The sequence below is a fragment of the Candidatus Xiphinematobacter sp. genome (assembly GCA_016766635.1).
Classification (GTDB): domain Bacteria; phylum Verrucomicrobiota; class Verrucomicrobiia; order Chthoniobacterales; family Xiphinematobacteraceae; genus Xiphinematobacter.
The window spans coordinates 709,336-723,488 of the sequence record CP068473.1 but is presented as its reverse complement, the minus strand read 5'-3'; the positions used below and the strand labels follow the sequence as shown (position 1 = coordinate 723,488).

The 14,153-nt window shown below is 48.8% G+C and carries 11 protein-coding genes; 3 read left to right on the top strand and 8 right to left on the bottom strand.

The features are described 5' to 3' along the window. Positions 1-721: 721 nt before the first annotated feature. A complete protein-coding gene (locus JMM79_03200) occupies positions 722-1,834 on the top strand; it encodes an aminopeptidase (protein ID QQY08230.1) in 1,113 nt (370 codons plus the stop codon). A 53-nt stretch (positions 1,835-1,887) separates the two neighbouring features. On the opposite strand, the gene JMM79_03195 is transcribed toward JMM79_03200, so the two are convergent. The 8 genes from JMM79_03195 to coxB all read right to left on the bottom strand — a co-directional run bounded on the left by JMM79_03195 (position 1,888) and on the right by coxB (position 11,481). Continuing rightward, positions 1,888-4,176: a cytochrome c oxidase assembly protein gene (locus tag JMM79_03195; GenBank protein QQY08229.1), complete on the bottom strand. Its 2,289-nt coding sequence runs from the start codon at positions 4,174-4,176 to the stop codon at positions 1,888-1,890. Between the two features lie 157 nt (positions 4,177-4,333). After that, a complete protein-coding gene (locus JMM79_03190) occupies positions 4,334-5,776 on the bottom strand; it encodes a cytochrome b N-terminal domain-containing protein (protein ID QQY08771.1) in 1,443 nt (480 codons plus the stop codon). Positions 5,777-5,884: 108 nt separating this feature from the next. Then, positions 5,885-6,406 (bottom strand): Rieske 2Fe-2S domain-containing protein, encoded by a 522-nt coding sequence (locus tag JMM79_03185; protein QQY08770.1) that lies wholly within the window; start codon positions 6,404-6,406, stop codon positions 5,885-5,887. 149 nt (positions 6,407-6,555) lie between these two features. Next, a complete protein-coding gene (locus JMM79_03180; protein QQY08228.1) occupies positions 6,556-7,260 on the bottom strand; it encodes a c-type cytochrome in 705 nt (234 codons plus the stop codon). Beyond that, positions 7,244-8,080: a hypothetical protein gene (locus JMM79_03175; GenBank protein QQY08227.1), complete on the bottom strand. Its 837-nt coding sequence runs from the start codon at positions 8,078-8,080 to the stop codon at positions 7,244-7,246. The genes JMM79_03180 and JMM79_03175 overlap by 17 nt, the downstream gene beginning before the upstream one ends. A 23-nt stretch (positions 8,081-8,103) precedes the next feature. Further along, positions 8,104-8,709, bottom strand: coding sequence for a heme-copper oxidase subunit III (locus JMM79_03170; protein QQY08226.1), 606 nt, complete (start codon positions 8,707-8,709; stop codon positions 8,104-8,106). A gap of 30 nt (positions 8,710-8,739) precedes the next feature. Further along, positions 8,740-10,383, bottom strand: a complete 1,644-nt coding sequence (gene ctaD, locus JMM79_03165; GenBank protein ID QQY08769.1) for a cytochrome c oxidase subunit I — start codon at positions 10,381-10,383, stop codon at positions 8,740-8,742. Between the two features lie 57 nt (positions 10,384-10,440). Next, entirely contained in the window at positions 10,441-11,481 is a 1,041-nt protein-coding gene (coxB, locus tag JMM79_03160) for a cytochrome c oxidase subunit II (GenBank protein ID QQY08768.1), read from the bottom strand. A 910-nt stretch (positions 11,482-12,391) separates the two neighbouring features. On the opposite strand from coxB, the gene JMM79_03155 reads away from it, so the two are divergent. Together JMM79_03155 and JMM79_03150 are read left to right on the top strand one after the other, a co-directional pair. Next, positions 12,392-12,715 carry an integration host factor subunit beta gene (locus tag JMM79_03155; GenBank protein ID QQY08225.1) on the top strand — a complete coding sequence of 108 codons (324 nt, stop codon included), beginning with the start codon at positions 12,392-12,394 and terminating at the stop codon, positions 12,713-12,715. Positions 12,716-13,717: 1,002 nt separating this feature from the next. Continuing rightward, positions 13,718-14,119: a universal stress protein gene (locus tag JMM79_03150; protein QQY08224.1), complete on the top strand. Its 402-nt coding sequence runs from the start codon at positions 13,718-13,720 to the stop codon at positions 14,117-14,119. Positions 14,120-14,153: the final 34 nt, after the last annotated feature.

Here is a 14,153-nt window from a genome sequence, read left to right as displayed (position 1 = left end):
TAGACTTTTTTGCTGCGAAGCGTTTCTTAGAGACTAAGTGTTTGTTAGAACTTACCGAAAGCCGGTCGCGACAAACACCACTTGTCTTGCTCTACTCCTTGCTCTCTACAAGGAAAAAAAGACTAAGCAACCTGGCGCTTAGAGTGGAGAGTAAACGCAATGCGGACGCACGCACCTCCTGGAGGGTCCTTGCAAGACAACCTGCGATAACCGCCAAAAATCTAAAATCTAAATATGTGCCCGATCACGTCTATCTCTTCAGGTACTATCGACCTCTTCCACCAATCTATCCACAGAGTACTGCCCCACAAACATACAAATACCTTGGGAAGGTCTACCAAGTTGCCGGAGAAAAAAAACGGTGCCTTGATGCCACGTTGAATGTCAGACTGCCGCGACGACATCTTGTGGCATGCGCCGCTCTCTCCCTTCCATCTACGGAGGTCCAGGGGCCCAGGGGTTAGCGCGCTTGCGCGGACCCTGAGTAGGACTGTTGGACTATGGTACAACAGAAGCCCTTTCGTAAAACTTCTTTGCCAAAGAAAAAGTTTCCCGCGATAAGCCTCTTTGTGATAGGGGTGCAGTACCCAGAGGCTGTGCTGCTGCTAACGTGCGGTATCTTCTACTACTATGTACTTACAATACCAACACCAACAATGCCACCGCACCAGTGCGATGGCGAATGGATGGGTAGAGGCAGAGTCGGGACCCGCATGTACGCATGAGTGACCCTCGCTATGATCAATTAGCCAAATGTCTTGTCGAATACTCCATACACCTAAAAGCTGGGGAACGAGTATTAATAGATGCTTTTGATGTCTCAGATGAGGCGGTCATCGCGCTTATTCGTGCAGTACATTCTAAAGGGGGGATCCCTTTTGTCCAATTGCATCGTTCAAAGATTGCTCGTGAATTGGCCCTTACCGTTAGCCAGTCACAACTGGATGTTTGCCGGGCCGTGGCGCTGGTTCGCATAAAGAAAATGCAAGCATATATCGCTTTGCGGGGAGGGTACAACACGACGGAGCTGATAGACGTCCCGAAGGATAACATGGCGCTCATTGCTGGGATGATGCGCCACGTTGTGGACTGCCGAGTTAACAAGACTAAGTGGGTAGTGCTCCGCTGCCCCACGTCCTCATTTGCTCAACAGGCCCAAATGAGCACTGAAGCATTCGAAGATTTCTATTTCCGGGTCTGTACCCTTGACTATTCAAGTATGCTGCCTGCTATGGAGGCCCTAAGAAGTTTGATGGAAAAAACTGACAAGGTTAGTCTGGTCGGACCAGAGACTGACCTCCGCTTCAGCATAAAGGGAATTGGAGCTGTGACGTGCAGCGGGGAAAGAAACATTCCAGACGGAGAAGTCTTTTCCTGTCCAAGAAAACGTAGTGTTGAGGGGCATGTGCATTTCAATGTTCCAACGATCTATCAGGGCGTCCCGTTTGACAACATTCATCTGGAGTTTAAGGCGGGTAAAATAGTAAGAGCTACCTCCAGCAATGCGCAGAAGCTCAATGAAATTTTGGATTCCGACACCGGTGCCCGCTATATCGGAGAATTCTCGCTAGGACTCAATCCTTACATTCTGCACCCTATTCGTGACATCCTTTTTGACGAGAAGATCGCAGGCTCTTTTCACTTTACTCCGGGCCAAGCCTATTCTACGGGAGGAAACGGTAACAAAAGCCGTATCCACTGGGACATGGTATCCATCCAGAGGGCAGACTATGGTGGAGGGGAGGTGTGGTTCGACGGCGAACTCATCCGAAAAGACGGTCTATTCGTTTTACCAGCCCTGCAAAAGCTTAATGCTGGTCAATCCCTGGACTAAGGGACGTTGCGATACAAAGAAACAGGCAACTAGGAAGCCACTTGCGCTCACGCTTAGTTTGTTGCCATGGTGCCACGCATATCCATAGGTTGAAAGAGGGTCCATACGCCGGCTAAATACATTAGAAAGATGAGTACCCCCCACGGAAGAAATGCCCCTAGCCGGGAAGTCTTTGAGCCAAAAAGACCCGCACGCCCCCACGCCACGAATAGCCCTGCTAGCAGTCCAAGATCGAGCAGAAACAGTTCCCAGCCTACCAACCCTGGGAAGGCCCAAGAGCGTATAGACCAATTAGGTGTTCCTAGAAGGGGAAATCCTATATCAGAAAAAATTCTCTGAAAAGCCGGGATAAATGTGTGTGAGGCTGTAAAGAAGTGAAAAAGAAAATGGGCAAGCCACATCCCGAATCCTATGGGAACCAAACTTACGGCAAATTGGGAAAAGATTTGCTTCCAGCCTTCTTGGAGTTCCCCTAACCGTAGACTCAGCCACACTGCCAGGCTTGTTGTGATTATTGGCAAAACGAGCAGCGCCAAAATGTAGAACGCTGTGACTATCGGAAGTGTGGATGAAAATCCCCACGAGGTCTTCATCGCGTTTTCCCATTGGATGACTGGCGTCACCATACCCATGGCATTCGCAAATGCTCCAAATGTCAAAACTACAATGAGTACCGCCAGGTCGAAGCGGCATGAATACTTGCCTACTCCAGAGCGTCTGGAGTCCAGTATCAATTCTTTCCATGGAGATGAAACAATTAAACCAACGTTGTCTTTGGGACATGCCTGCACGCAATCCAGACAAAATGTACAGTCCATGTTCCCATGCTTGTGCGGCTGAAAAAGAAGCAGCTCACAGCCACGATGTTTTCTCTTGCTTTCCATAGCATTATCCCCCCGAATACACTCATAGGTGCGGCACGATGCGCACGCGGATGGTTCTCGCACCTGTACTTGTAGGGGGGAGTTAAGGGATTGCACAAAGTGAAATTGCCCAATGGGGCAAACATACTTGCAAAAAGCCGCATTCTTGAAGAGAACATCTATCAGCACCACCAGTAAAAAATACCCAGCTATTATCCCTGCCGTTAGCTTGGGGGAGTCCCATAGACTGAAGGCCTCATAGGCCCAGAAAAAAAGAGCTAGCAGCCCTATTGCAATCCACTTAGCACGCAGCCGTTTTGGCCAGCTCCGACGCCGGAACGGAAGAAGTCTCCGTGCTAAGTCGCGTGCTAGGGTAAAAGGGCAAGCCATGCAAAAGAGGTTCCCGGCAATCAGAAGTCCCATCACAGTCAATCCCCTCCAGTGCGTCCAAGGCAAAATTCCAGCGAGATTCATTGGACCGAATTGTGGCCCCCACCACCCTTCTACTATAACTAAGATTGCCAGCATTAATAAGGTCACCTGTAAGGATCTGCGAACGGCTTTTCTGCGCAGAAGGCTGCCAACTAACGGAGTCCTTAGGAGATCAAAAGGGCCCTTAGGAGAAGATTTACGAACAACCGCTGTAGGTGGGGAAGCTGCCGATCTTTGCGGACTGAGAAACTGAAAGACAATCAGACTGACAGGGACTAGGAAGGCGATAGAACCGGGTACCCACATAATGGCCCCGGCGGCTGCTTGATCCTCTAAAGTACTGATCCCGCCTATGCGTGGAGCTACGGAGTACGTAGGGTAAAGGACATGGTCACAAAAAGAAAGAAAGGCAGAGAGGATGGTATTTTGAAGGTCTGCTACAAGCAAATAGGGCACCATTGTCCAGCGGGGCCAACGGGCCTGGCTGGGCCACGGCTGGACAACCGGCCACCAGAAAAGTAGAGCAGTCCACAGAAAGCAAGCATGTTCTATTTTGTGCCAAGTGGGAAATTGAAGTGCCGCTTCGTAGAAAAAAGGTATATGCCAAAGGATATTTGAAGAAAGAAATAAAACGCAGCACACCGTTGGGTGTGTCAGAAATTTTCCGAGCGTCTTTAATGCCTTCCAGGAGAGGAACGGCCCCAGAATATTGGAAACCAGCCTCCGGGGAAGTCCGAGTAGAATTGGTAGATAGGGAAACCCGAGAAGCAAGAATGGGGGTACTACCATTGTGAGCAGCAGGTGCTGTACCATGTGTACTTGCAATAGGAGGTTCCCAAAAGTATCTAGAGGAGAACAAATAGCCAAAAATAGGATTAGCAGGCCGCCCGAGAAGCAGAGAAAACGCCAGAGTGGGAAGCGGGAGGGAGCCGTAATACGCAGCTTTCTCCACCCCCTTCTGTAGACCAATAGGAAGAAGAAGAGGGGAAACACGACTGCTGGCTCCCAACTCCAGGAAAGTATTGCGGCTTCTGCTACCTGTTCCATGGAACATTCAGCCTCTCGTACTGAGTGGTAGAAGACTTCCCGCAGACAAATGTCGATGAACGAAAAAATTGTTCCTTAAGAAAACCAGGCGCGCTATATCCCATAACCTTGTTGACGGAAGGTACAAAGCTCGACCACAGGCTTTTTAGAGCAACTATCATGGGGGGATGGATCCACGCGTGGCAGGAATATGTTTTGGACGTAGGGTAACCATATAGTCCACTAGTGCCCTTATCTCGTAAGGGCTAAGGTTTTTCCCGTAGGCGGGCATATTCCCACCCCCCTGAAGGATTTGACGAGTTAGCTGCTGCGCCGTTAGACGAGTCCCAACGTCTGCCAGGTCTGGGCCACGGTGTCCTCCTATGCCACCAAGAGCGTGGCAATTACGACACTGCTTGAACTGTAGAATGGAAGCGCCGGCAAGCTCAAGAGGAGTGCGACCTTCCAAGAACTTTAGGGGAATAGGCGCGGCTGTCCAAGCATTCATGTCCGGCGACCACGGAGCAGTGTATCCTAAGTAAGTCAATAGTCCAACGGAGAGATAAATGAGAACCACCGCCAAGACGGCAACGGGACGTCTCCTCCAACTCTTTTCTCCTTCGTTAGAAAGGAATGGAAGTGATAGTAACAAGCCCCCAAAAAGCAATGGAGCACCTAAAATGACCACATCCTCCATGTAGTCTGGCAGTAGCGCCGCCAAAGCGAAAAGCCACATAAAGGGAGCATCTGGACGGGGTACGGAATCAATCTGTGTTGGGATAGGTGGTCCCATGGGACCCTTTGGTCCAAAGATCGCCGCGCAGATAACAATACCAAATAAAACAGTTGCAGCGGCTATTAAGTCCTTACCAATCGCCCTTGGAACAAATGGAATACCCTCTTTTACCAGAATGGTGCGATATTCAGCGTCGTAGGTGGCCTTTCTAACTTGTGTCCCTGGTTTTGGATACTCACTGATACCCTTTAAAACTACTAGATATAAATGGAGCCCAATGATGGCTAATGCCAGTCCAGGAAGTACAAACACGTGTAAGGCGAAGAAGCGCGAAAGGGTATCCGCCGAAATAATCCCTCCCCCTAATACAAGGTGGACAAGCTGATCTCCTAAGAGGGGCACGCGCGCAAGAATGGAAGCACCGATGCCTAGCCCCCAGTAGGCGTCTTCATCGAAGCGGAGGATCTGTCCCGTAAAAGCCAGTCCAAGAGTGAGGGCTAGTAGGGCACATCCGGAAATCCATGTCATCTCCCTAGGATATTTATAAGCGCCCCAGAGAAATACCTGAGTCATATGCAATGCCATGAGAACGACCATGAAATTGGATCCCCAACAGTGCATACCCCGCAGGAACCATCCCAACTCTTGATAGATGGTTAGGTAGCGCAGCGTAGAATAAGCTTCTGAACCAGAAGGTATGTAGACTAAGGCTAGGCACATCCCACTTACAACCTGGACAGCCAAGCATAGCAGCGTTGCACTGCCAAAGACGTAGAACCAACTTGCGGAACTTTTTGGGACCGGATGTCCCGCCGTCTCCCTGAACATATGGGAAACGTGCAGGCGGTCATCAAGCCAAAAAGCCGCGTCTCGCAGTACTCGCATCACAACCATCACCCGTAAGCCAATGTTTGAAGGCGTTGACTTCTCACCTTATTTTAGCACTTGCTGTTTCTTCCTTGCCCTGCAATGAGGTATCCTCAGGGTGCGCCCTTAAGAAACATTCGCTAGAGTCGGGAGGACACCGCCTCTGATCCAGAGCTTCTTCTCCTCAATCTTAGTTTCATATTCAAATAGGCCTCGTGGAGGGGGGCCAGCCGCCCTGGAACCATCTTGGTAGTAAACTCCTCCATGACACGGACAAAAGAAGAGTTTGGATTCGGCAAACCAGCGCACGGGACACCCTAGATGGGTACAGTTAATGGCAAAAACCTGAAAAACATCTCCCTTTAGCCGGCGGACCCAGCAAGGAATTTCCGTAATTGCCCCATCCCAGGGGCGATGGGTTGGGTTCCTATATTTCGAAAGTCGTGTCTCTTCCTCCGGAAAAGAGTCGATCTCTCCAAGTGCGATCCAATGGAGTGTAGGCCTCTTGATAAAACTGGAAAAAATATACCCCACTATCGGAATACCCACCATAATCCCAGCGGCAATATTTAGCCCAATGCCCACCTTTAGTAGGAAGTCACGCCGGGAGGACTGGGTCCTATCGCAGAATCTACCGTCTCCTGCCATCTCAGTGGAGCCCTTCCGACCAGTGGTCTTGCTGTTATTCATCTTTCATCCCCTGTTGGACATGATCATTCCGCAATTAGGGGTTACGCCCTTGTGACGCGCAAATCACCCCCCATTCTAAAGAAATAACCCTCTCCCTGCCATTCTATTCAACGTTCTTTAGCCATCCAAGCTACCACATCCGATACATCTTGAGCAGACATTGGCGATAACTCTTTCCAGTTTGGATGACCAACCTCCGGGCGACCAGAAATAATAATCGTTCGCAAATACTGGTTGGATACCAGTCCTAGATAAGAAGACTCTGTGATTGATCCCCATACTTTGGTTCTTGTATCCCCTACATGACAACGAGCACAATATGTGGAGAATACAGTTGCTCCGTGTTCGGCATTCCCTAAGGGAGCAGTGTAGGCAGGTAGTGATTGGGATGTTTCCCCAGGGGATGCCCATGCATAAATCCCTTTTACAAGTACATTAATCTGTGCCTCGGTTAACCGGCCCCCTCTTTTTTCCGAAAACGCTGGCATGGCCGTCCCTGGAACGCCATCAGCAATTACCTGGTACATTCTCTCCGGAGCGATCAAAGAGAGGTACGTACTATTGTTCAGATTGATGACTGGGGAAATCACACCTCTCCGGTCTGCATGACAGGCAATACAGTTGGTCGCATAGAGGCTATGAAAGTCCAAATTGGATTCCGGAGGCCTCCACAAACTGGTAACTGCTGGTCTACCAGGCATCCTACAGCCTCCCAGGAAAAGCATTCCACCTACCGTGACATACAGCCATGCCATGGCCGACAACGTAAGTTGCTTACCTGCATCCACAGCTTTCCTACGGAGGTATCTCATTCCTTTTACGCATTCCTTCTACACCCATCTTATCTACAAGAGGCCAGGTCTGCCTGGTGCCAATCCTAGCAGACCTATACACTACGGTCCCTGCCACTAAACCAAACGTCACCTGGCTGAGGATGAACCAAGGCCAAGAGATGTGCACTGCAAGTGCGGGGTTGACAACATTTAGGAAGGAATAGACCAAGGAGCTCCAAACAAGAGGCGCCGCAATACCTCCCCAGATCCATCCGAACTTTGCTGGAAGGGTTGGTAGCAGGGCCACATATAAAAGCCCGACTAAGACAGAAAGGGAAACATGGACCATAATACCCACCAAGAGAGCTGAAAAGTGGAATTGCATGAGAGCCTCTTTACCCATTACCCCTAGATTAGGTAGGCTGGCCGTGGCTACTAGATTGATTGGGTACCAAATACTTCCCTCCAGATACCCAAAAGTCATAGCTACGGCTGCCATTGCAATCCCGCCAGATACTCCTCCAAGAACTCCGGAAAAATAGCTGTGCACGTATATTGGAACCTGGACTTGGTATTTTCCTTGCAGGTAGGAGATAGTGCCTTCCGACATCGGTACCGGCACAGCCCGTTCCTCCAGGGGTTTTAATTCTACCACCTCATGCCGTGGGTAAGGAAAGACATCCACAAACCAACCAACGAACGCTATTGCCGCACAAAGGAGCCCGGTAAAGGAGACTACCAAGTTAGTTACCAGTCCAGCAAAGAGAAGGACTACGGCAAATGCAGCTATCATGGGCCACGGAGTTGGTGCAGGTAACCGAACGGAAACTGCCTCCTGAGAATCGAGCGATTTTGACATATACGGAAAGAAAATTCCTGGCTCTACTGACCACCAGTCACATAGACAGTAACAAAGACGACTACCCAGACTACGTCTACAAAGTGCCAATACCAAGCCACCATTTCCACGTGTTCATGATGCTCCGACCTAATTTTCCCTATGAGACTCATAACAAAAACAAGCAAGAGTAGGAATAAACCAGCAATGACATGGCTGGCATGAAGTCCTATGAGCGAATAGAAAGTAGAGCCGAAAACGTTTGTGGCAAGTGTAAAGTGGCGATGACAGATGAGCTCGTACCATTCGTAGGCCGTGTATCCTAGAAAAGTTACTCCCAGGAGGATAGTAATCAGCCACCAGCAGTGAAACCTTACTAATCGACCCCTTTGAAGCGCCCTTTCGGCGAAAGCGATAGTCGCACTACTCGATAACAAAGCCATGGAGGCAAAGGTAGGGCACTCGAGGATTTCTTTTGGAGAAGGTGGGTTCAGGCTTTTACCGATGTAAAATGCGTAGGCAATGAGAAAGATGCAAAACAGGGCACTCTCTGCAGAGATGAGAGAAAGCATAGCCACCCTTCTCACAGAGGGCAGCCCCCACTCGGCGGTAGGAGATGATGAAAGTTCACCCAGCGTATCGTTATTCATGAATATAGCACAGGTAAGCCATACTTTTTTTCAGTTATGCTTCCAATCCGGCTCATCTGGATGCTTCAAATCCCACAGTGGCCGTGCACTACGAACCTCCGGCAATTTTTCGAAATTATACTCAGCAGGTGGGGAGGTAGTCGCCCATTCTAATGTCCACGCATCCCAAGGGTCATCTCCAGCCTTTTTCCCCCTATAATAGGAGTAAAACAGATTAGTTAAAAAAACTAGGATCCCCATAGCTTGAAAGACGACACCCACGCTGGAGAGAAGATTGCCAGCTTCCCATCCGCGGTCTGCGGGGTAGCTATAGATGCGTCGGGGCATCCCCAGGATGCCCATGATGTGTTGGGGAAAGAAAGTCAGGTGGAATCCGACGAGGAATAGCCAAAAATGCCAACGCCCCATCGTCCCATCCAACATGCGGCCGATCATTTTCGGATACCAGTAGTAAAAGGCTGCGAAGATGGAAAAAAGTAGTCCACCGACAAGAACGTAATGGAAGTGGGCAATGACAAAATAAGAATCATTGAGCTGCCAGTCAAAGGGCGTGGTGGCGAGCATAACTCCTGTCAAGCCAGCAATTAGAAACTGGAACAGGAATGCGATAGAAAACAGTAACGGTAGCTCCATGCGGAGCTTGCCTCCATACATTGTGCCAATCCAATTGAAAATCTTAATTCCAGTCGGGACAGCTATGATAAAGGTGGAGGCAGAAAAGAAGGTGTTGCTGATAGAGCTCATTCCCACAGTGAACATGTGATGCGCCCAAACTCCAAGGCTGATGAAGGCGATCATCACGCTCGCCATTACCATAACCGGATATCCAAAAATGGGCTTACGCGAGAACACTGGGATGATCTCCGAGACAATGGCAAACGCAGGTAGGATAAGGATATAGACTTCTGGATGCCCAAAGATCCAGAAAAAGTGTTGCCAGAGAATGGCGGAGCCTCCCGCTTGAGTGTCGAAAAACTTTGCCCCTAGGTAGCGGTCCAGACATAGCATAATTTGGCAAGCAGAAAGCGGAGGCATCGCAAGAATGATGAGGAACGCCACAACCGCATTAAGCCACACAAAAAGGGGCATTCGGTTGAGTGTCATTCCCCTACAGCGCAAGCAAAAAATGGTGGCTAATAGATTAATGGCCGTGGCCACGCTCCCAATACCGCCAGCCAGGAGGGAAAGAGTCCAATAATCTGTGCTATGCCCCCTAGAAAATGCCTTGGCTGTTAGGGGTGAATAGGCAAACCAACCAACATCTGGGGCAGACCCCGTACCGTAAACCCCAGACCCACCCAAGTAGCTGAAGAAAAGTAAAAACCCACTGAATAAAAATATCCAAAAACCAAATGCATTTAACCGCGGGAAAGCCATGTCTCTTGTTCCTATCATGATAGGAACAAGATAATTCGCTAGTCCCAGTATCAGTGGCATGCCGACCAGAAAGACCATAGTGGTGCCATGCATAGTAAAAAACCGATTAAACGTACCTGGATTAAGAAAATGGTTGTTAGGAACAGCTAACTGGACACGAATAGCGGCCGCCATTATCCCCGCTAATACAAAAAATACTAGACCAGATCCAAGATACATCATTCCTAACTTCTTATGATCAACCGTATAAACAAGTTCCTGGACTAGACCTGGAAGGAACTGCTTTTCCATCCCCATCTTTGTAGAGATAGCATCAGTCTGGGCGCCCAATCTGTTTTCCATCAACTGTTCTTCCTATCGCAAGGTCTCTAAATAAGCCACGACTTCATGGATTTGGGATGGAGTCAAGTGCATGTCTGGCATAAAGCAACCTGGCTTTAGAAGCTGTGGGTCACGTATCCAGGCGACAAGGTTTTGATGCGTATTTTCGGCTACCCCTGCTCCAATGGTATGTCGACTCATTAGATGTGTTAAATCCGGTCCAAGAGTACCCTCCGCGGCGGTCCCATTAATTCGATGGCAGTTTATACAGGCAGTTGAAAAGAACGTTTTTTTTCCACTAGCTGCCGGGTCTATACCGCCCCGGCTAGGGGTTCCATGCGAAGTGGCTGCTATAGCTAATGGCCTAGATCGAGTAGAAAGCCCCTTTTGGCTAGCGATCCAACATTGAAACTCTTCTGGCGTATGCACTATCACACGCAGCAGCATAAAGGCGTGCTGGGCTCCACAGTATTGGGCACAACTTCCCAAATAGACTCCCGTTCGCAGAGGTTCGATCCAAGTCATGTTAGTTCTGTTAGGGACCAATTGCATCTTCCCAGCAAGCTGTGGTACCCAAAAGCTATGAAGTACATCTGCAGATTTCAACACGATTCGAGTAGGCGCAGGATGAGCAGCAGAACTGACCGGCACATGGATTTCATTTGCTGTCTTCACCTCATACTGGGGATAGCCTACTTCCCACCACCACTGGTGCCCTGTTACCTCCACTATCAATGCATCTTCCGGAAGGTTTCTGTTCTGAATTTCTCCAATAGTGCGGGCCGTCACTAGAATCAGCACGAGCGTAATTATAATGGGAACTACTGTCCAAGCTAATTCAATTTGAGAACTGCCGTAGATTTGAGGAGGTTCCTGCGTACCATCCGTAGGACGTCTCCGATAACGTACTACCACAAATAAAAGTGCTGCTGTGACCACCACAAAAATCCCTGAGCAAATTGCCAGTACCAGTACAGAGAGCTCATAAATGGCGCGTGCAGGAACAGAGCAGGGATGAAAACTGTTAGGAACCATATTGATCTCGGAGACAGCTAGTCTTGGAGTCCAAAGCATCCCGATAAACAGAAGCGTAGCGAGCACCACGCGGCATTTGCAAAACACTGCCTGCACCACTGTACAACCGCGCTTTCTCCAGAAAGTCTCCATCTTCAAGTCATTACGCGGGAGCGTAAGGAGAAGACAACACTTTTCCCATTAAATGGAGAAGGGAATGGGTACATCTCTACAGGAGGAGAGTGACAGCATGGTACCAGCATATTCCCCCACTGGCCAGCTACTCTAGTTTTCGCATTAATTCATCCTTTAGAGTGGTGCGAAGCCAAAAGAGGAAGGATTCTACCTGCCTTGGTAGGGGGGAATGCCAAGTGGATAAAATGGGGCTAATTTTCGTTGAAACGGGACGGCTCTACCTTCCATTCCCTTCGGGTAGCCCCTGGCAGGCAATCTACACTCCCCGCCCCTTCACCTAACGTACGTATCGGAATATTTCTCGGAGGATAATCCAATACGGAGGGCTGGGGGATAATCACCCCCTACGATTTGCTACCGGAATAGTCTCGCTGTAACTTCCGCAGCGTGCCGACCTTATTTGAGTATAAGCATGTGGAACCCACCCGGAAGAAAATTACGGAAGCCAATGCGTCTATTCCGGAGACAAGACCTTTTTTACCAACCCCTCTACTTGGCTACTTGGTTAATCCACCTTAGTTTAATTCCCATTCCGTCACACAGCACATTGGCAATGACAGAGCAATCTAACGTTCCGGTTCTCCTGGTTCTCCTATTCTTTCCCTATGCCAGTGTGCAAATGGCACCTGTGGTGCTACTTGAAAACAAGTTCTACATCAACCATAATCCATTCTGGATAGGATATAGCCTCAGTATTGCAACAGCATATCACGTGACTTATACTCACCGCTCGTAGGAGACAACGAAGTAACTACTAAATTAGTAATTTGAAGTAATGAAACTAGGCAACCTTACTAAGCGCAATCTGGTACTAAGCATCAGTGAAGAACTTAATCTGGTACAACAGGATGTTTCCCGAGTGATACAAAAGACCCTGGACCACATCATTGCATCCCTTGCCAAGGGGCAAGACGTAGAATTACGCAACTTCGGCGTATTTGAGGTCAGGCTGACAAAAGCGAGGATCGGGCGCAACCCTAATAAGCCGGAAACAGATGTGGTTATTCCGGCCCGCGCGGCGGTAAAATTTAGGCCGGGTAGAGTTATGCAGCGCCGTGTAATACTACGGACTGAGGAACTAAAAAAGCATTCCCAGTGAATCGATGAATAAGAAAGAGGCGACTAGTCTTCTCGGTCTTGGTAGTTATTAATATGTAGTTTATGTAGTTTAATGCATAGTAAATGCATCTATTTTCAGGCAGACTTGTATATCACTTATATCACCAGAACTCATGGACCAGGTTCTGTAACCAAGTACAGATCATGTAAGGCAGAAGCGTGCTCCCCTTTGCTGTTCTTTGGTAGCTTCTACTATTTCCATGTGATACCTGCAGAGTCGGTCAGAGTCGGTTGCGCTCCATAGGAAAGTTCTTTCCTGAGGTTTGGTGGCTTTGTCTACTCTCCCCCGCTTTCCCAAAGCCATACTAAAAGAGAAAGCTCAGGCGCCCCCTAGTCTAATGGCTGTAGAAGTATTCCATCAACTTGGCAAAGAAATGCCCGGATGTTTTCCACCCTTATGGGGAAAGCCCTCATACGCTGTTATGCCGTTGAGGTTAGTGTATACTATTACCGTGGAATGCTGGAGGACTCCTGTCTGGGATGCTAACAAAAACAGAGTCGCGGATTATTAAGCGATCTATCTATGATAACGCAACAAGCACGTGCTACCGCGCAACCTAAGCTTGTCTAAGCTGCCCTCCAATTGCATCCATCCTGCCACGCTGACTTTAGACTTTTACTAAAGCCTTAGCTTATTTTGTCCAGGCAAGTATTGTCATCTCACTTTCCACAGGAATTTCTGAGTATTTCTCGATACCTATTAATGCCATTAGTCGTCTCTTTTTTTAGAAGAGAGATCAAATCCAGAAAGCAACAAGGCTTTATTAGATAATAGCGGCAATGCTTCCGACAGTCCTATCTCGAAACATTTGTAGACACGAAACAACTGCTCCTACATTAGGAAGGTAGGGTGAGGACAATGATCCATGCAAAACTTTTGTTTTCCTTGTGAGAGAGGGGCTATACTGTTGCCTCCCTCCTCTGGTGCTACCGGCACCGACTACCCATGTACCATAACATATTGATCCCCTTGGAAAATAGTGTGGCAGACTCTACAATTTTGGGGCACGTCTGCCGGTTGGCTCACTCAACTGGTGGACACTTACATCTCCTCCATGTAGCAAGCGGATGGGTAGCTAGAAATTACGATCAGCTAAATCTCACTGAGAGCGAAGAGATGAAAAACGATCTGAGATACCTTCAGTCTGTGGCACAGGCCCTTCAAAATGGAGGCCTTAATTGCAATTATGAACTTGCTATGGGTGAGCCCTCAAATGAGATCGTCCGGGTTGCCAGGGAGCGTGAAGTAGACCTAATAGCCATGTCTACCCACGGACACCGCTTTTTGGGAGATTTGATTTACGGAAATACTGTCGACCGTGTTCGTCACCGGGTAGGGGTTCCAGTACTACTCCTCAAGGCTTCAGGTAAGGAAGAAAGATAAAAAGGCCGCCTTCTGTTTTTAGACGGGAAATTTG